General features: G+C 66.9%; 16 protein-coding genes. 6 read left to right on the top strand and 10 right to left on the bottom strand.

All coding sequences use genetic code 11. From position 1 onward, the window contains the following. Nucleotides 1-5: 5 nt before the first annotated feature. The 5 genes from ASF79_RS00740 to ASF79_RS00720 form a co-directional block, all read right to left on the bottom strand. Complete coding sequence (locus tag ASF79_RS00740; RefSeq protein WP_055850809.1) at nt 6-2957, bottom strand: DUF5107 domain-containing protein; 2952 nt, start codon at nt 2955-2957, stop codon at nt 6-8. Nucleotides 2958-3027: 70 nt separating this feature from the next. After that, nucleotides 3028-4095 (bottom strand): ABC transporter permease, encoded by a 1068-nt coding sequence (locus ASF79_RS00735; protein ID WP_055850805.1) that lies wholly within the window; start codon nt 4093-4095, stop codon nt 3028-3030. Beyond that, a complete protein-coding gene (locus tag ASF79_RS00730; protein WP_055850801.1) occupies nt 4092-5591 on the bottom strand; it encodes a sugar ABC transporter ATP-binding protein in 1500 nt (499 codons plus the stop codon). The genes ASF79_RS00735 and ASF79_RS00730 overlap by 4 nt, the downstream gene beginning before the upstream one ends. An 87-nt stretch (nt 5592-5678) precedes the next feature. Then, the gene (locus ASF79_RS00725; RefSeq protein ID WP_082495601.1) at nt 5679-6719 is read right to left on the bottom strand and encodes a substrate-binding domain-containing protein; all 1041 of its coding nucleotides are present in this window, start codon (nt 6717-6719) and stop codon (nt 5679-5681) included. A 212-nt stretch (nt 6720-6931) separates the two neighbouring features. Continuing rightward, on the bottom strand, nt 6932-7819 hold the full coding sequence (locus ASF79_RS00720; protein WP_082495600.1) for an AraC family transcriptional regulator: 888 nt from the start codon (nt 7817-7819) through the stop codon (nt 6932-6934). Between the two features lie 59 nt (nt 7820-7878). Here ASF79_RS00720 and ASF79_RS00715 point away from each other — a divergent pair, with 59 nt between their 5' ends. From ASF79_RS00715 to ASF79_RS00705, 3 genes are all read left to right on the top strand, one after another. After that, nucleotides 7879-8640, top strand: coding sequence for a DeoR/GlpR family DNA-binding transcription regulator (locus ASF79_RS00715; RefSeq protein ID WP_055850798.1), 762 nt, complete (start codon nt 7879-7881; stop codon nt 8638-8640). 107 nt (nt 8641-8747) lie between these two features. Further along, nucleotides 8748-10796 (top strand): bifunctional rhamnulose-1-phosphate aldolase/short-chain dehydrogenase, encoded by a 2049-nt coding sequence (locus ASF79_RS00710; protein ID WP_055850795.1) that lies wholly within the window; start codon nt 8748-8750, stop codon nt 10794-10796. 34 nt (nt 10797-10830) lie between these two features. After that, nucleotides 10831-12270, top strand: a complete 1440-nt coding sequence (locus tag ASF79_RS00705) for a rhamnulokinase (RefSeq protein ID WP_055850792.1) — start codon at nt 10831-10833, stop codon at nt 12268-12270. Between the two features lie 100 nt (nt 12271-12370). Here the strand turns inward: ASF79_RS00705 and ASF79_RS00700 are convergent, their stop codons facing one another. Both ASF79_RS00700 and ASF79_RS00695 read right to left on the bottom strand, forming a co-directional pair. Continuing rightward, on the bottom strand, nt 12371-12991 hold the full coding sequence (locus ASF79_RS00700; protein ID WP_055850787.1) for an LppP/LprE family lipoprotein: 621 nt from the start codon (nt 12989-12991) through the stop codon (nt 12371-12373). A 57-nt stretch (nt 12992-13048) separates the two neighbouring features. After that, complete coding sequence (locus ASF79_RS00695) at nt 13049-13576, bottom strand: YbhB/YbcL family Raf kinase inhibitor-like protein (protein ID WP_055777525.1); 528 nt, start codon at nt 13574-13576, stop codon at nt 13049-13051. 146 nt (nt 13577-13722) lie between these two features. Here ASF79_RS00695 and ASF79_RS00690 point away from each other — a divergent pair, with 146 nt between their 5' ends. Both ASF79_RS00690 and ASF79_RS00685 read left to right on the top strand, forming a co-directional pair. Beyond that, a complete protein-coding gene (locus tag ASF79_RS00690) occupies nt 13723-14502 on the top strand; it encodes a FadR/GntR family transcriptional regulator (protein WP_235500587.1) in 780 nt (259 codons plus the stop codon). Further along, nucleotides 14495-15859: an alpha-hydroxy acid oxidase gene (locus tag ASF79_RS00685; RefSeq protein WP_055850784.1), complete on the top strand. Its 1365-nt coding sequence runs from the start codon at nt 14495-14497 to the stop codon at nt 15857-15859. Before ASF79_RS00690 ends, ASF79_RS00685 begins: the two co-directional genes overlap by 8 nt. Before the next feature lie 121 nt (nt 15860-15980). Here ASF79_RS00685 and ppk2 read toward each other — a convergent pair whose 3' ends face one another. Together ppk2 and ASF79_RS00675 are read right to left on the bottom strand one after the other, a co-directional pair. Further along, on the bottom strand, nt 15981-16808 hold the full coding sequence (gene ppk2 / locus ASF79_RS00680; RefSeq protein ID WP_055850782.1) for a polyphosphate kinase 2: 828 nt from the start codon (nt 16806-16808) through the stop codon (nt 15981-15983). 79 nt (nt 16809-16887) lie between these two features. Beyond that, nucleotides 16888-17217: a hypothetical protein gene (locus ASF79_RS00675; RefSeq protein ID WP_055850780.1), complete on the bottom strand. Its 330-nt coding sequence runs from the start codon at nt 17215-17217 to the stop codon at nt 16888-16890. Between the two features lie 205 nt (nt 17218-17422). On the opposite strand from ASF79_RS00675, the gene ASF79_RS00670 reads away from it, so the two are divergent. After that, nucleotides 17423-17776, top strand: a complete 354-nt coding sequence (locus ASF79_RS00670) for a DUF4342 domain-containing protein (protein ID WP_082495599.1) — start codon at nt 17423-17425, stop codon at nt 17774-17776. A gap of 42 nt (nt 17777-17818) precedes the next feature. Here the strand turns inward: ASF79_RS00670 and ASF79_RS00665 are convergent, their stop codons facing one another. Next, on the bottom strand, nt 17819-18481 hold the full coding sequence (locus ASF79_RS00665) for a pentapeptide repeat-containing protein (protein ID WP_055850776.1): 663 nt from the start codon (nt 18479-18481) through the stop codon (nt 17819-17821). Between the last annotated feature and the right edge of the window lie 110 nt (nt 18482-18591).

Raw genomic sequence — 18591 nt, 5'->3', positions numbered from 1 at the left:
GCCGACTACTCCCGCGCGAAGAGCAGCAGCTCGGGATGGCTGGTCGCGAAGTAGTCGGTCACGCCGTCTTCCCGAACGGCCTGGGGTGCCTGATACTCGGCACGCACCTCGCCCAGGCTGGCGGGTGGCTCTGTCTGTTCGAGGCCGAGCGCCGCGATCGTCGAGTCCCAGGCGCGGATGGCCTGGCCCTCGCCGCCCTCCCACGGATGGAATTCGCGCGAGCGCAGGATCTCCAGTGCCTCTCCGGCGAGTCCGCCCGCCACGAGCAGACCGACATACTCGATTGTGAAGTCGTCTCGACTGAGCACCAGATCGGGGTGCGCTCGAAGTCGGGCGAGCCTCTCCTCGGCGGGGTGACCGAGCCGGGCGGCCAGTTGATCCTGCTCGAAGAGGAGCCGCGCGTCCTGCGGGGCGAGCTCGACCGCCTGTTCGTAGCGACGCCAGGCCGTCTCGTCGTCGTGCGCGACGTTGTAGGCGGCGAGGCCGGCGTTGCGCAACAGCACCGGATGCTGCAGCCCCAGTTCGATCGCGGACTCCCACTCGTCGAGGGCATCCTCTCGCCGGCCGTGTGCGAACAGCAGCATTCCGAGGAGGAACCGGGCCGTCGCATCCGCTGGCTCGACCCGGAGCGACGCGACCAGCGCGTCATGGGCATCGAGGCCGTAGGGGAACGCTCGGGTCAGGTCGCTCTGTCTGGCCCGTCTGCGCTGCTCGGCGGCATCGGCGGCCAGACCGCTCTCTTCGAGTAGCCCGGCCGCCACGTAGTGAGCCAGCGGAACCAGATTGCCCGCGGCTGTGGCCGGCAAGGCGGCGACACGGTCGAGAACGGAGAGTGCTCCGGCGACGTCGCCGGCGGCTCTCAGTTCGAGAGCCACGTCGAAGGCGAGACCGGGGTCGGTGAGATTGGCCCCTCCGAGAAGCGTGCGGATGGTCGGATTCACCGGCTCGAGCACTTGCTGCTCACGCAGCAGAGAGTCCGCGTGCGCGGTGTCGCCGACGCGGCGCAGAACGATGGCTTCGAGCACACAACGGCGACTGTCGTGGGCCGCGACCGACCGCAACGAATCCAGTACGCGAAGTGCTGCGCGGTTACGACCACGACGCGAGAGCGACGCGGCGAGCTCGTATCCGGCGCCCGCAGCCCAGGTGCCGTCCCAGCCGGCCTTGCCGAAGTAGGCCTCGGCCTCGGCGAGACGGCCGAGCCTCTGCGAGATCAGGCCGGCGAGGTAGAACGCCTCGGTGTCTTGCGGGTTCGCATTGCGGCGGGTCAACCGGGCCAACGCCACGTCGACCCGCTCGAGGGCGCTCGAGTACTGGCCGGCTCGGTACTCGAGATCGGCGAGCGCCAGATTCGTGCGCACGTCGCCGTCATCGCGCTCGAGTGCTGCGTTCCAGTAGTCGAGCGGCGAGCGTGTGGGATGCCGGAACTGACTCAGGTGCAGACCCGTGAGATAGAGCTCTTCGACGGTCTCGATCTCGGATGGCGGGAGCGGTTCGTCGGCAACCCACGGCTCCTCGTCGGTGACGACGGTCTGCGACCACCGCACGAGCGACCGCCCCGATGCGTCGAGGAGTTCGACCACCGTGGAATCGGTCAGAGCATCGAAGTCGATCACCGCCGGTGTGCCGGGCGCGAGGTCTGCGATTCTCGACGCCGTGATCGACTCTCCGTCGCTCACCCGAAGCGTCGCGCCTTCCTGCGGCGTCGTGACGGCGAAACTGGCCGAGGGCCGGGCGCCTCGCTCGACGTGCACCGCCGCATCCGGCGTCGCCTGGTGGGCCGCCCCGATCGCGGGAAGCGGGTACCAGTACTGGGTGAAGACCTTCGTCTCGCCGGGCAGGAGCCAGCTGAAATCGGGCTGGTTGTCGGTGAACACACCGGCCATGAGCTCGACGTACGGGCCGTCGTCGTCGGTGAGTTGCGCATCCCACGCATGACCGAAGGCTGCGTTGCCCCACGTCCACTGCTTTTTGCCGGGTGAGAGCCGCCGTTCCGCCCAATGCACGAAGCCCGCGCCTGCCGCGTGGTCGTAGCCGCCGAAGAAGTCCTGCTGCGAGTCGACGATCATGTAGGAGGTCGGCACGGGGATGTTGCGGTAGAAATCGATTCGATCGGCACCCGGTGCTGCCTCGGCGAGTGCGGCGTAGTCGACACCGTAGTAGGGGCGGTCCGCCGCCGGAAAAGCGGTGAGAGCCCGACGGGCGTGATCGGCGACGTATCGCACGTCGTCGGGGAAGAACGACTGGTAGTCGTCGTTCACTCGCGCCGCGACGTTCGCCCACCAGAGGAAGGTCTGGCGTTCGCTCGTTCGGTTGTGCAGCCGCACCGCCAACTCGACGACGCTGCTGCCCGGCCGTAGCCGGACCCCGTGCTGCCCGGCCATGCGGGTGAACGGGTCGTGGTCGGCGCACCAGACGGTCACGGAGCCGTCGTCGCCGTACTCGATCGTCGTTTCGACGGGGAGGTACGTGGCCGGCCGGTGGTGTTGCGGCCAGTTGAATTCCACGCCGCCCGATACCCAGGGGCCAGCCAGACCGACCAGAGCAGGCTTGATGACGTTGTTGCGGTAGAAGAAGTCGTAGCCGGTGGTCTTGTCGTACCCGATGTGGATGCGCCCGCCGAGTTCTGGCAAGACGACGAGTCTCACGTACTCGTTCTCGAGGTGAACGGCCTGCCACTGCCGATCGTGCGCCTCATCGGAGACGTGCTCGGTGAATGGGATCGGATAGACCTTGCCGCTCGAGCCCTGATAGACCCTCCGGTCGAGGTACATGGGGTACGCGCTGGGTTCGTCGGTCTCGTACGTGCGGATGCTGAGGGGCTCGCTCCACGCGATGGGCCGGCCCGCCTCGAGTTCGGGCCGCAGCGCATCCGGCGCCTCGGGGAGGATGATCTTCGCTCCCAGGTGCTCGGGCGACGGATCGGAGCCAGCGGGCATGGTCGTTTCGACGGTCATTTCGTGCGCCTCATTCGATGTCGGCAGTCGGAGGTGATGCGGTTCGGGATGCGGTTCAGACGCAGCTGGATCAGCCGGGGATGCCGATGCGTCGCTCGCCCGATCGCAGCTGCTGGATGACCACTGCCACGACGAGCAGGGTGCCCTGCGCGACGTTCTGCCAGAAGGTGTTGACGCCGAGGAGGGTCATGCCGTTCGTGAGAACGCCCAGCAGGATGACGGCGAGGATGGTGCCCGCGATCGCGCCCTTGCCGCCCTTGAGCGCCGCGCCTCCGAGAGCGGCGGCGGTGATCGCCTGCAGCTCGAGACCCTCGGAACCCGAGATCGGCTGGCCCGAACCCGTGCGAGCAGTGATCAGGATGCCGGCGATCGCAGCGACCGCACCCGTCACCATGTACACGCCGATGATGTACCGGTTGATGTTGATGCCGCCGAGTCGCGACGCGATGTTGTTGCCTCCGACGGCATAGATGTTGCGACCGATCGTGGTGTACCGCAGCACGACGTGCGCGAGCACGGCCACCAGGACGAGCACGAGGATCAGCGTCGGCACGCCCAGCAGCGTTCCTCGGGCGAGGAAGACGAAGAAGGGGTCTGCCCCGGTGTAGCCCTGCGCCCGACCATCGGAGATGAGCTGGGCGATGCCCTTGAATGCGGCCAACGTGGCGAGCGTGGCGATCACGGGGTTGACCCGGCCGAACACGATGATGCACCCGTTGACGAGCCCACAGACCACGCCGATCGCGACGGCTCCGAGAACGCCCATCGCCGCCGACGACGTCGACGTGAAGATCATGGCCGACGTCACCGAGGCGAGGCCCGCTATCGATCCCACCGAGATGTCGAGCGCACCCAGGATGATCACGATGGTCTGCACCACCGCGAGCAACCCGACGATCGCGATCGCCGTGCCGATGACCTTGAGGTTGGGCACGGTGAAGAAGAGCGGGTTCTGAATGCCGATGATGGCGACCACCAGCACGATGGCGAAGATGAGCGAGATGTTCTGCACGCCGACGGCCGTGATGACACGTCTGAACGCGGAGACGCGTTCGACCTCCGGCTCTTTCGGGGCGGGTGGTCGGGTGTCGGTCTGTGCAGAGAGCACGGGGGTGTCCTTTCGGGTGACGGTGTTCATGCGGCGACGTCCTCGTCCATCGCAAGGGCCAGAATGCGTTCTTCGCTCGCTTCGGAACGAGTGAGCTCACCGGAGATGCGACCGGCCGCCATCACGTAGATGCGGTCCGATACTCCGAGCACTTCCGGGAGTTCGCTCGAGACGACGATCACGGCCACGCCCTGGTGGGCGAGCTCGTCGATGATCGCGTAGATCTCGGATTTGGCTCCGACGTCGATGCCTCGAGTGGGCTCGTCGAGAAGGAGCACCTTGGGTGTCGTGGCGAGCCATCGGGCAAGCACGACCTTCTGCTGGTTGCCACCCGAGAGGTTGCCCACCAGCTGTTCGGCTGATGGCGTGCGGATGCGCAGTCGATCGATGTAGGTCTTGGCGAGGGCGCGTTCGGCCCGGCTGCTCACGAAGATCCAGCGAGACAGGGAGCGGAGCACCACGAGTGCCGCATTGTCGCGTACCGACCGCTGCAGCAGCAGGGCCTCGGCCTTGCGTTCTTCTGGGGCGAAGCCGATGCCGGCCCGGATGCTGTCGGCGGGTTGCCGGATTCGCCAGACGTCGTCGTCGACCACGATCTCGCCGGTCGCGATCGGATAGTCGCCGGCGATCGTCTTCATCAACTCGCTGCGCCCTGCACCCACGAGTCCGGCGATGCCGACGACCTCACCGGCTCTGACAGTGAGGTCGATGCCGTCGACGTATTGGTTGCCCACGTTGCGCAGCTCGAGAACGGTCTTGCCGAGGGGTGCGGGCTCACGGTGGAAGAACTGGCTGAGGTCGCGGCCCACCATCATGCGCACCAGCTCGTCGTGATTCGTCTCGCCGACGAGTTGCGTGCCCACGAAGGAACCGTCGCGAAGCACGGTGATGCGGTCGGCGAGCTTGAAGATCTCGCCCATGCGGTGCGATACGTAGGCGACCGCGATGCCCTCGGCCTGCAGCTGGCGGATGAGAGCGAACAAGAGTGTGACCTCGTCGTCGCCCAGCGAGGAGGTGGGCTCGTCGAAGCAGATGATCCGGGGTTTGCTCACGACCGCGCGCATGATCTCGACGATCTGCCGTTGGGCGGGCGAGAGCTCGGAACCGAGCGCTTCCGCCCGGATCGTGCGGTCGAAACCCCAGCGCTTGAGTTCGTCGCGCGTGCGCCGAAGCAGCGCCTTGCGGTTGTACGCGACAGACCCGAGACTGCCCACGAAGATGTTCTCGGCCACCGAGACCGCGGCGATGATCTCCGGCTCCTGCGCGATGACCCGCAGGCCGGCGGCGCGAGAGTCGGCCGGATCGCCGAAGACGGTGGGTACGCCGTCGATGCTGAGAACACCGTCGTCTGGCCGGAAGTCGCCGTTCAGGATCTTGAGCAGCGTCGACTTGCCGGCGCCGTTCTCACCCATCAGGGCCGTGACCTCGCCGCTGCGCAGCTCGAGTTCGACTCCTCGCAGAGCGCGAACGGGGCCGAAGCTCTTGGTGATGCCTGTCGCGCGGAGAGCGATGGGTTCGTGCGTCATTGCATGTCCTTTGTTGTTGCTGGCCGAATGGGCGGCGATCCGAGGCGAGGGCGACAGAGTGTGTGGCGCCCTCGCCTCGATTCGCTGCTAGGTGCAGACGACGCCCTTGGCTTCCCAGTTCGTGGCATCCACGATCTCGGTGTTGGCGATCGAGACCGGGGGCAGGGCGGTTCCATTGCGCAGCAGATCGATCATCGACGTCGCCGCGGCCTTGCCGACCTCGATTCCCGAGATGAACAGGGCGGACTTGTTGCCCGTCTCCTGTCCGGCGTTCCAGTCCTTGCAGGTCAGGTATGCACCGAGGCCGACCCCGACGATGTTGTTGGGCGAGACGCCCGAGTTCTGCAGGGCCGTGACGACACCCGTCTCACTCTCGTCGTTGCAACCCCAGACCACCCAGTTCTTCACGCCGGCGTTGGCCGTGATCACGGCACCCGCCTTGTCCTGAGCATCCGTGGCCGAGTTGTCGGTTCCGATGTCGATGATCTCGGGACCGTCGGCGACCGCTTCGGCGAAGGCGCTGGCCGCGCCGTCGACGCGCTGGGTGCAGACGGAGAGGTCTTCTTTGTAGGCCGAGAGGATGCGGGTGTCTGCTGCCGTCCAGCCTGCCTCCGTGTAGAGACGGGCCGCTTCGGCGCCGACCTTCTCGCCCATCGACGTGCCGTCGAAGCCCGAGAACGGAGCGGCTGTGCCGGATGCGTCCTCGATCGTGTCGTCTGCAGCCATGATCGGGATGCCCGCCTCTTTGGCGAGCTGCATGACCTGCGGGCCGATCTGCTGGTCGGGTACGACGATGATGATGCCGTCGACCTTCTGTGCGATGGCGGCCTCGACCTCGGAGATCGCCTTGTTCGAATCGGTGCCGAGGTCGACGACGTTGATGCTGATGTCGCCATCGGCCTTCGCCGCCTCCTTCGCTCCGTTCGCCTCGTCGATGAAGTACTGCTGGTCGCCCTGCTTCTGAAGGAAGGCGATGGTGAGCGGTCCGTCTTTCGGGCCAGCGGCTGCGCCCGTCGACGTGTCGCTCGATTCCATGCCCGAGGTGCATGCGGTGAGGGCCAGCACGGCGGCGGCGGCCCCGACTAGCGCAATCCGCTTCCACGAGCGCGTTGCTGTGTGACTGTTCATCCGTGATTTCCTCATCTTCTTTGACTGGCCGGCAACGGAGCCGGAGGGTGACCTGTGCGGTGCTGGCGGAAGCGGGTCGGCCATGCCGACGGTCGTGCCGCACCTAAACGATATGACTGGGGCCGCCCGTGGATTGAGCACAAATCGACGCAATCACCTAGACGATTCTCTGACTCGTGTCGTCTTGCATCGTGGGGATCGCCCGATGCGCGTCAGCGATCCTGGAACGCCGCCCGGTACTGACTGGGGCTCGCGCCGTTGATCGCGCGGAAGTGACGCGAGAAGTAGAAGGGGTCGTCGTAGCCCACCGCATTGGCGATCTCGGCGACCGACGCGTTCGTCGTGATCAGCAGCTCACGCGCACGCGCACTCCGAAGACGCTTGCGATACTCGACCACGCTGGTTCCCGACGCCTGCCTAAACCGTGCCGAGAAGTGCGAGTCGCTGAACCCCGCCATCGTGGCGAGCTCCGCCACACTCGCCGTGCTGTCGAGGTTCTCGCGCAGATAGTCCTGCACGGCGAGAATCGGATCGCCCGCCTCGGAGGTTCCGCGAGCGCGGTCGGCCGCGAGTTGCGCGAGTACACCCCAAGCGGCACCGGATGCGGAGCGGAGACTGGCGACGGTATCGTCGCGCTCAAGAGACACCAAGACGTGCTCGAGCGCGCCTCGCACGGCGTAGGGATCGTGGGCCGGCATCACCGGCGAGCAATCCGCCGACGAGCCGGCGATCGCCGCGACGAACGCGTCGCTGTCGAGACCGACGACGTGCATCCACCAGATCGTCCAGGGATCGAGCGGGTCGGCGCGATATCTGTGCGGAATCCCGGCGGGAATCACGACGACGTCACCGGGTGAGACACCGAGTCTCTGCCCTCGGAGTTCGACATGCCCGGTTCCATCGGTGCAGAGGATGACGACGACCTCGTCGGCGCCGCGAGGGCGTGACCGGCCGTGGGCCGCCGCGTGCGGAAAGTGCCCGGCATCCGTCACCAACAGCCGATCGGTGATCGGCTCGGCAAGCGCCTCGACGACCCGCGGCCTCGGGAGCACGCGCAACCTCTGACCGGGGAAGCCATCGCGGATCAGCACGGGCGCCATACTAGCGCGCTGTTAGATTATGTTAGGTTCTTGTTCACTTCACGATAACGGGGGCAGGCATGGCGACATTGCGCAGCTTCGGCGCCCAGGCCCGACGCGAGATCCTGCTCGAGACACTGCGTGCGAACGGCGGCATCCGCCTTGAGGCCGCTGCGGAGCAGCTCGGCGTCAGCGTGATGACCGTGCGCCGAGATCTCGACGAACTGGATGCCGAGGGACTGCTGCGGCGGGTGCGCGGCGGAGCCGTTCCCGTCTCCGGCGCCAGGCCGTTCAGCGAGCGGCACAGCACGGGGCGTGCCGCGAAGACGCGCATCGCCGAGAAGGCCTCCTCTCTCCTCCCCGGCGCCGGTTCCGTTGCGGTCGACGCATCCACCACCGCCGGAGGCCTTGCCGCCCATCTCTCGCCGACCGGCCCGCTGACCGTCGCCACCAACAGCTACGAGAACTTCGCGGCTCTCAACGCGAATAAAGACCTGTCACCCATCCTCATCGGAGGCGAGCTCGACGACCGCACCGGCAGCTTCGTCGGGCTCATCGCCTGCCAAGCCGCTCACGCCATGCTGTACAGCCGATTCTTCGCGTCGGCCTATTCCCTCGACGCAGACAACGGCAGTTCCGAAGTGTCGCTCGCAGAGAGCCAGGTGAAGCGCGCCTTCGCGGAACGCTCCCGCGAGATCGTTCTGCTCGTCGACTCGTCGAAGCTGGGCCAGCAGGCCCTTGCGGTGGGCTTCGCGTGGCACGAGATCGGAATCCTCGTGACCGAGCTCGACCCGCTTGACACGGCGCTCGACCCCTACCGGGATCTCGTCGAACTGCTCTGACTCACCCCAGGCGCTTCGGCAGCCTCGGGAAGCTCACTCGTTGTGCTTGCCCGTTAGATTTTGTAATATCTAACAAAACGCAACAAACCCCGTGCATTGGAGCGCCCATGACTTCCCCCGAGACCCCCGTCGCCGCAGCCGAGCTCATCGCCCGCTCCAACCGACTCGGACAAGACCCGAAGAACACCAACTACGCGGGCGGAAACACGTCGGCCAAGGGCTTCGCCACCGACCCGGTCACCGGCGAGCAGGTCGAGCTCATGTGGGTCAAGGGATCGGGCGGCGACCTCGGCACGCTCACCGAGAAGGGCCTCGCCGTTCTGCGCGTCGATCGCCTGCGCTCGCTCGCGAACGTCTACCCCGGCGTCGAGCGCGAAGACGAGATGGTCGCGGCCTTCGACCACACCCTGTTCGGCAAGGGAGGCGCTGCCCCCTCGATCGACACCGCCATGCACGGGCTCGTCGACGCCGCCCACGTCGACCACCTGCACCCCGACTCGGGCATCGCGATCGCGACGGCTACCGACGGCGAAGAGCTGACCACGAAGATCTTCGGCGACAAGGTCGTGTGGGTTCCGTGGCGCCGCCCCGGCTTCCAGCTCGGCCTCGACATCGCCGAGATCAAGCGGCAGAATCCGGATGCGATCGGCTGCATCCTCGGTGGCCATGGCATCACCGCGTGGGGCGACACGAGCGACGAGACCGAGGCGAACAGCCTCTGGATCATCGACACCGCCGCCGCCTACATCGCCGAGCACGGAAAGGCCGAGCCCTTCGGCCCCGCGCGCTCCGGCTTCGCCCCGCTCGCCGCAGCCGAAAGACGAGCCAAGGCCGCAGCCCTCGCCGCCACTCTTCGCGGAATCGCCTCCGCCGACGCCCCCAAGGTCGGCAGCTTCACCGACGCCGACGTCGTGCTCGACTTCCTCTCATCGAGCGAGGCGCCGCGCCTCGCCGCGCTGGGCACGAGCTGCCCCGACCATTTTCTGCGCACCAAGGTCAAGCCGCTGATCCTCGACCTGCCCTCCGACGCATCCATCGAGGAGTCGATCGCCCGCCTCGTCGAACTGCACGCGGAGTACCGCGCCGACTACCAGGCGTACTACGACCGACACGCCACCGCCGAGTCGCCCGCCATCCGCGGGGCAGACCCGGCGATCGTCCTCGTTCCGGGCGTGGGAATGTTCAGCTACGGCGCGAACAAGCAGACCGCTCGCGTGGCCGGCGAGTTCTACATCAACGCCATCAACGTGATGCGCGGCGCCGAGTCGCTGTCGAGCTACGCCCCCATCGAAGAGAGCGAGAAGTTCGCGATCGAGTACTGGGCCCTCGAGGAGGCGAAGCTGCAGCGGCTGCCCAAGCCGAAGTCGCACGCGACCCGCGTCGCACTCGTTACCGGTGCCGCATCCGGAATCGGCAAGGCCATCGCGACCCGCCTCGCGAAAGACGGCGCGTGCGTCGTGATCGCCGACCTCGATCTCGAGAAGGCCCAGGATGCCGCCGCGCAGCTCGGATCGACCGACGTCGCCATCGGCGTGCAGGCCGACGTGACCAACGCAGACGACATCCAGGCCGCTGTCGACGCCGCCGTCCTCGCCTTCGGCGGCCTCGACCTCGTGGTGAACAACGCCGGACTCTCGCTGTCGAAGCCTCTGCTCGACACCACCGAGGGCGACTGGGATCTGCAGCACAATGTCATGGCCAAGGGCTCGTTCCTCGTCTCGAAAGCCGCCGCCAAGGTGCTCATCGAACAGAAGATGGGCGGCGACATCATCTACATCTCGAGCAAGAACTCGGTCTTCGCCGGCCCCAACAACATCGCGTACTCCGCGACCAAGGCCGACCAGGCGCACCAGGTTCGACTGCTGGCCGTCGAGCTCGGCGAGCACGGCGTGAAGGTCAACGGCATCAACCCCGACGGCGTCGTTCGTGGTTCGGGCATCTTCTCGGGCGGATGGGGCGCCAAGCGAGCCGCCGTCTACGGTGTGCCCGAAGAGGAGCTGGGCGCCTACTACGCCAAGCGCACGATCCTGGGCCGCGAGGTGCTTCCCGAGAACGTGGCCAACGCGGTGTCGGTACTCACGGGCGAAGACCTCACGCACACCACAGGCCTGCACATTCCCGTCGACGCGGGCGTGGCGGCGGCCTTCCTGCGATGATTCTCTGCATGTCCCCTCTGCCCGGAGTAGCCGCATGACGGCCGCGGTCGCCGCCGTCGACCTCGGCGCCACCAGCGGTCGGGTCATGCTGGGCTTCGTCTCGCACAACGAACTCAGCCTGAGACCCGTTGCGCGGTTTCCGAACACTCCCGTAGCGACGATCGACGGGCTGCACTGGAACATCCTCGAGCTCTACCGCAACGTCGTCGCCGGCCTCGGCGCGGCCGTGCGCGAGGAGCCCTCGCTCCGGAGCATCGCAGTCGACTCCTGGGCCGTCGACTACGCCCTGATGCGAGGCGGTCGTATGCTCGGCAACCCGTATCACTACCGAGACGAACGAACCGCGGCGGGGGTCGAAAGGACCAGCGCTCTGGTCTCGGCGGCCGAGCTCTACACCGCGAACGGCCTGCAATTCCTGCCGTTCAACACGCTGTACCAATTCGCGGCGGATGCCGTGGCCGGGTCGCTCGATCACGCCGACACCGCGCTGCTCATCCCCGACCTCATCACCTTCTGGCTCACCGGAGTCGCCCGCGCCGAGAAGACGAACGCGTCGACCACCGGGTTGCTGAACGTGCACACCCGCGAGTGGGATGACGCGCTCATCGCCCGCCTGGGCCTGCCGCGCGGGCTCTTTCCCGAGCTGGTCGAGGCAGGAACGCCGGTCGGCGCCCTGTTGCCGAGCGTCGCATCCGAGATCGGCCTGTCGACCCAGGCCGCCCGGTCGCTGCAGGTGACGGCCGTCGGGTCGCACGACACGGCATCCGCTGTCGTGGCGGTGCCAGCGACGGGCGACGACTTCGCCTATATCTCGAGCGGAACCTGGTCGCTGGTGGGAGTCGAGCTGCCGAGCGCCGTCGTGAGCGAGGCAAGCCGTCTGGCGAACTTCACGAACGAGGGCGGAGTCGACGGCCGCGTGCGTTACCTCAGCAACGTGATGGGGCTGTGGCTGCTGAGCGAATCGGTGCGTACCTGGGAGAAATCCGGCACCCCGAAGATCGATCTGCCCGCGCTCATCGCCGAGGCCGCCGCGATCACCATCCCGGTCGCCATCTTCGATGCCGACGACCCGCGCTTTCTGGCGCCGGGCGATCTGCCGTCGCGCATCGTCGACTGGTGCGCCGAGAACGGTCTGGATGCGCCGCGCACGCGAGCCGAATTCGTGCGGTCGATCATCGAGAGCCTGGCTCACGCCTACGCGAGCAAGATCGAGCAGCTCGCCGAACGGTCCGGCCGCAGCATCCGCACCATCCACATCGTGGGCGGCGGATCGTTGAATGCCCTGCTCTGCCAGCTCACGGCCGATCGCACGGGCCGCACGGTTCTGGCCGGCCCCGTCGAGGCGACCGCCATCGGAAACGTGCTCATCCAGGCCCGAGCCCAGGGTCTCGTGACCGGATCGCTCGAGAGTCTGCGCACCCTCGTCGCCCGGGCGTTCACGCCGGTCGTGTACGAGCCGCGTTTGCGCCCCTGAACCCCGAGGCGCAAGGGGCTGCGCGAGCACGCCGCTTGGCGGCAATCGACCCACACCTCGGTGTTTGGGTCGATTACCGCCAGATGCATGCGGCTTCGACCTACTCCGCTGGCGGAAGCTCGCCCGCCATCTCGACGGAGTCGGTCGTAGCGTTCCACGTGTACGTCGCGACTGCGCGGCCCGAGGCCTCGGCGTTCGACTCCATGCCCTGTGTGAAGCGATAGGTCACACTGATCGCATCGTCGGCCGTGCGCTCGACCGCGGGCGTGAAGCCGTAAGCCTGCTCGGTCGCCGTGCCGAGGTAGGCACCATCGTGGAACAGGAGGATCGCGGTGGGGCTGCTGCCCGTGGCGTTCTCCAGCGTCACGAGCGACCACGACAGCGGAGCGCACGGGTCGTATCCGCTGTAGTCGGCGTTGGCGGCGTCCCAGCGCGCACTCTCGAGACCGGCCGGAGCAGGAAGCGCGGCGATGCCGGCGGCTGCGGCCTCCTGGCCGGTCGCCGGGCCGCATGCGTCGGGAGACGGCGTCGGTGACGGCGTCGGCGTCACCGCGGCATTCTCGCTCGGCGAAGGGGTGGGTGCTGCAGCGGTCGAGCCTGCGTCTGCGGTGGTTGCGCAGCCCGCCACCAATGCGGCTACGAGTGTCACGAGAGCCAGACCGGTCGATGCGCGGGCGGCGGTTTTTCGCGACCGCGGATGGGATGTTTTCTCATTCATCATGCTTCCAGCCTCCTACGCGTGGTCGTCGGAGTCCACCCACCTCGGTGGTCGCGGGCGCTACTCGCTGACCCCGTACGGAGCGCTGATCACCGCACGACCGATGCCGTGGAAGAACAGATTGAAGCCCAGCATGGCGGGCGTCGCGTCTTCGGGAATATCGAGCTTCTCGACGTCGACCGCGTGCACAACGAAGTAGTACTGATGATCGCCGTGTCCGGGAGGGGGCGTCGCGCCGACGAAGCCAGCGACTCCGGCGTCGTTGGGCAGGGTCACAGCGCCCTCGGGCAGCATGCTGCTGCCCGGCGTTCCCGCGCCCGCGGCGAGGCTCGTCACATCGGCCGGAATGTTGAACACGGCCCAGTGCCAGAATCCGGATGCCGTGGGCGCGTCGGGGTCGTAGACCGTCACGACATAGCTCTTGGTCGCCTCGGGTGCCCCCGACCAGCTGAGCTGAGGCGAGACGTCTGCGCCGCCGGCCGACTCACCCAGCTGAGGGTCGGAGAGCCTCTCGCCCTGTCGCACATCGCTCGACGTCACCTCGAACGAGGGAAGAACAGGAAGGCTGTCGTAGGGGTTCGCGCTCATGAGAGTCCTTTTCTCGAAGATGGGGATGCCCACGCTAGCCCCGCCGTCTGAATATTGGGTGCGTCTGGACACGGATACACAGCCGTCGTAAACTGTGGTCTGACCACACGGCCTGACCACAGGCATCCGGCGAGCGAAGGAGCGACGTGAGCGACATCGATGCGTCGGCACCCATCGACTCCCGCCGTGCGTGGGAGGTCGTCCTCCAGCACATCGAAGGCGATCTGCTCGCGGGGCGCCTCGTTCCAGGCGACCACCTGCCTGCCGAGCGCACTCTCTCGAGCGAACTCGGAGTCGGCCGCTCATCGGTGCGAGAGGCGCTGCGCGTGCTCGAGGTTCTCGGACTCATCCGCACCCAGACGGGATCGGGCCCGCAGTCCGGCGCCATCATCGTGGCCCGCCCATCCGGTGGCATGTCGTCTCTGATGCGCCTGCAGGTCGCGGCCCAGGGATTCGATGTGCGCGACGTCGTGAAGACCAGACTCGTGCTCGAGTCCGCCGTGGTCACCGAGCTCGCAGAGCTGGTTGCCCGCGACACCGCCGACTCCGCCCCTCTCGATCTCGGCGTCGCCGCGCAGTTGCTCGATGCGATGGATGCCGATGGCCCGGTGTCCGAGGCAGAGTTCCTCGCGCTCGACGCGGCTTTCCATCTCGCGCTCGCCGAGCTCTCGGGCAACGCCGTGATCGCTTCGATGATGGCGGGCCTGCGCAATTCGATCGAGAGCTATGTTCTCGCCGGCGCGCCGAACCTGCCGTCGTGGGCCGAGACATCCGGCCGCCTACGGCACGAACATCGGGCAATCGTGTCGGCCATCGAGGCCGGCGACGCCGAGCTCGCCCGCACGCGGGTGACCGCGCACATCACCGGGTACTACACCGAGACGAACTTCATCGCCGCATCCGAACAGAGGACACTCCATGGTTGAACGCCGTTTTCCGAATCCCAAAGAGCTGCTGCCGCTGATGCAGTTCAAGAAACTCGAGCTCGACGGCAAGAAGCGTCGGCTGCAGGGCGCGCTGACCATCGACGACCTGCGCACCATCGCCAAGCGGCGCACTCCGAAGGCAGCGTTCGACTACACCGACGGATCGGCCGAGGGCGAGATCTCGCTGGGTCGCGCCCGTCAGGCCTTCCGCGACATCGAGTTCCACCCCTCGATCCTGCGCGATGTATCGAAGCTCGACACGACCACACAGATCCTGGGTGGAACGTCGGCCATGCCGTTCGGCATCGCTCCTACCGGTTTCACCAGGCTCATGCAGACCGAGGGCGAGATCGCGGGTGCGGGCGCCGCCGGCGCCGCGGGCATCCCGTTCACTCTCTCGACGCTCGGCACGTCGTCGATCGAATCGGTCAAGGCGGCGAACCCGAACGGGCGCAACTGGTTCCAGCTCTATGTGATGCGTGATCGCGAGATCTCGTACGGCCTCGTCGAGCGGGCCAAGGCGGCGGGCTTCGACACCCTGATGTTCACGGTCGACACTCCCGTGGCGGGCGCGCGTCTGCGCGACAAGCGCAACGGCTTCTCGATTCCCCCGCAGCTCACTGCCGGCACCATCATCAACGCGATCCCCCGGCCATGGTGGTGGTACGACTTCCTCACGACTCCCCCGCTCGAGTTCGCCTCGCTGTCGTCGACCGGCGGCACGGTCGGAGAGCTGATCGACTCGGCGATGGATCCCTCCATCGACTTCGCCGACCTCGAGACCATCCGCGGCATGTGGCCGGGCAAGATCGTGGTCAAGGGAGTGCAGAACCTCGCCGATTCCAAGCGCCTCGCCGACCTCGGCGTCGACGGAATCCTGCTGTCGAACCATGGAGGCCGCCAGCTCGACCGCGCTCCTATTCCCTTCCACCTGCTTCCCGACGTAGCCCGCGAGGTCGGCGGCGACGTCGAGGTCATGGTCGACACGGGCATCATGGACGGCGCCGACATCGTGGCCTCGATCGCTCTCGGGGCCAAGTTCACGCTGATCGGCCGCGCCTACCTCTACGGACTCATGGCGGGCGGGCGAGCGGGCGTCGACCGTACGATCTCGATCCTGTCGGAGCAGGTCGTGCGCACGATGAAGCTGCTCGAGGTCGCGTCGATCGACGAGCTGACGCCGGCGCATGTCACGCAGCTGCAGCGTCTCGCTCCGCGTGCGGTCTCTGCTCAAACGGCTGCCGTGGCCGAGAAAGCCGCCTCGCGCAAGGCTCCGGCACGCAAGCCCGCCGCATCCACCCCCGCGATCACGAAGACCGCCGAGAAGAAGGTCGAGGCGACGCCGGCCGACGCGTAGTCGCTTTCTGATTCGGCGTTCCTTATTCAGGAGGAGCGACGAAGGGGAACCGTGAAGAAGTGACTGTTTCTGAGCGGTGTGCCGCTGCTCGAGGCGGGCGCGGTGTACGAGCGGGCTACCGCTAGCGCTTCGCGACGGCGCCCGCGTGGTCGGGCACGTACTTGTACCGCTCCTTCTCGGGGCGCTCGTAGTCGTCGGCGAGGGGGCGCGGAGGGATCGTGACCTCATCCGGGTCGCGCGACTCGTACGGGATCTGCGACAGCAAGTGGCTGATGGTGTTGATTCTGGATGCGCGCTTGTCGTCGCTCTCAATGGTCCACCAGGGAGCGTCGGCGTGGTCGGTCGCCTCGAACATCGCATCCTTCGCGCGGGAGTAGTCCTCCCACTTCGTGATCGAGACGACGTCAGTGTCGGAGAGCTTCCAGCGACGCATCGGGTCGTTCAGGCGAGAGTGGAACCGCTCCTCCTGGATGTCGTCCGAGACCGAGAACCAGTACTTGATCAGAATGATGCCGTCTTCGACGAGCATGCGCTCGAAGGTCGGAACCTGGTGCAGGAACCGGCGGTATTGCTCAGGAGTGCAGTAGTCCATCACACGCTCGACGCCCGCACGGTTGTACCAGGAGCGGTCCATCAGGACGATCTCACCGGTCGTCGGGAGCCGCTCGATGTAGCGCTGGAAGTACCACTGCCCTTTCTCCCGTTCGCTCGGTGTCGGGAGCGCGACGACCCGGGCGGAGCGCGGGTTGAGGTACTGCATCACGCGTTTGATGGCGCCGCCCTTGCCCGCGGCGTCTCGCCCTTCGAAGATCACGACCACGCGAGCGCCGGTGTCGATCACCCACTGCTGCATGCTCACGAGTTCGATCTGCAGCCGTTCGAGTTCTTTCTCGTACGCGCGCTTCGGCATGCGCTTGGCGCGCGCGGGAACCTTCTTGGAATGCGACATGCTCGAACTCTCCTCGCTTCGAGCCGCCGATTCGCGGGGTTGTCCTCCGTGATGCACACTGCGTACAGTTATCGACCGCTCAGCCCAGGTTGATCATGCCCAACCCGATGGCCAGCGCGCTCACGGCGACGGCGCCCGTGCCGACAGCGACATATGCGAGCGTTCGAAGGGTCGACGCGCGTCGCATCGACAATTCGACCACGTCCTGGGCCTGGCTGAGGGTGCCGCAGGATGCGATGGTCGCGCCGCGCGCATCCGTCACGCTGTAGTGACCATCGGTGAACTCGACGAACCCCGCGAAGTCGCCGTCGCGCGACGCCACCCAGAGCTTCGCCTCGGGCGAGAGCCACGTGAGCTGCCCGTTCGAATCGTTGATGGGGCGGCGGGCGAGGATCTGCGTCGAGGTCATGACTTCAGCTTCACGCGTCGGCACTCAAAGCGAATCCTGCCTAAGGATGACTTCCCGCGCCGCGCCAATGGTACTGAGGTCTAGGTCTCGGGTGGCATAGGTACCCCGGACTGATGCGCGTTCGGAGCGTCCGGGCAAGAATGAGAGGGAGGCGCTCCGAACCGGATCGTCGAACGAGCATCACCGTCAGACAGGACGCATCGACATGAGCGACAAGAAATCCACTTTCGAACACTTCGAGGTTGCCGGCGACAAGCTGGTCGAGACGGTCAAGAATCTCATCCACGAGGGCAACGTTCGCCGCATCATCCTCAAGCGCGAAGACGGCAGCGCGCTGCTCGAGATCCCGGTCAACGCGGGCCTCGTCGGCCTCGCACTCACGGTCGCGATCGCGCCGGTTCTGCTCGCGATCGGCGCCATCGCCGCGGTCGTCTCGCAGGTCACGCTGGTCGTCGAACGGCGAGCGGATGCGGCGGGTTCGGTCGACGCACCGGCAACGCCCCCGGCCGCCGGCCCCGCAGGCGGATCAGCCGACCAGGACCCGGCGGCATCCATCTGACGCTCGGTCCGCGCAAACGCCTGCCGGGCCTGTCGAACGGCGTCAGTCCTCGACGCGGATTCCCAGGTGCTCGGCGAACGACGACGCGAGGTCGGCGACCTGGCCGCTCGTGAGTGTCGCGCCGGCCAGCGCCGTGAAGCCGTCGAGGCGCGAGAATTCGGCACGGCGCAGGTCGACGTTCGTCAGGGTGGCGTGGTTGAGGCTCAGCACCCCGATCGTGCAATCGACGAACGCCACCCGGTTGAGCTTGGCGCTGCCGAGGTCGAGCTCGTCGATCGAGCAGCCGGTGAACAGCACGTCGAGCAGTGTCGCCCCCGACAGATTCACGAAGCCCAGCTTCGTCGACGAGATGTGCACCGACGAGAGCGACGACTCGTAGAGCTCGGCGGATCCGAGACGGGAGCCGTCGATCGCCACCGAGCGCAACTCTGCCCTGGGCGCCGAGAAGATGGGCGCGTTGAGGCGGGTGATCCCGACGTCGGCGAAGGTCGCTCCGCGCAAGGCCGCATCGTGGGCCTGCACGTCGTCGAATGAGCATTCTCTGAACTGGATGCCCACCAGATCGCGACCGGCGAGGTCGACACCGTCGAAGCGCAGACCCTCGTAGACGTCATGCGGTTCGAGCGTCTCGGGGTCGCCGGCGGCGAGATCGACCAGCCTGATCGCATCTAATCGGGGTGCTTGCGTGCTTGTCTTGCGCGCCATAACGTGCCTCTCGTGAGCGGGGCGAACCACCCGGCCGCCCTGCAGAATTCTAGGTAGCGCCGCCGACAGAGCAGAATAGATTCATTCCCATCACACCGCGAGGAAGCGAA

Origin of the sequence: Agreia sp. Leaf335 (assembly GCF_001423605.1) — a bacterium.
Taxonomy (GTDB): Bacteria; Actinomycetota; Actinomycetes; order Actinomycetales; family Microbacteriaceae; genus Agreia.
This window is presented reverse-complemented; position numbering and strand designations above follow the sequence as displayed.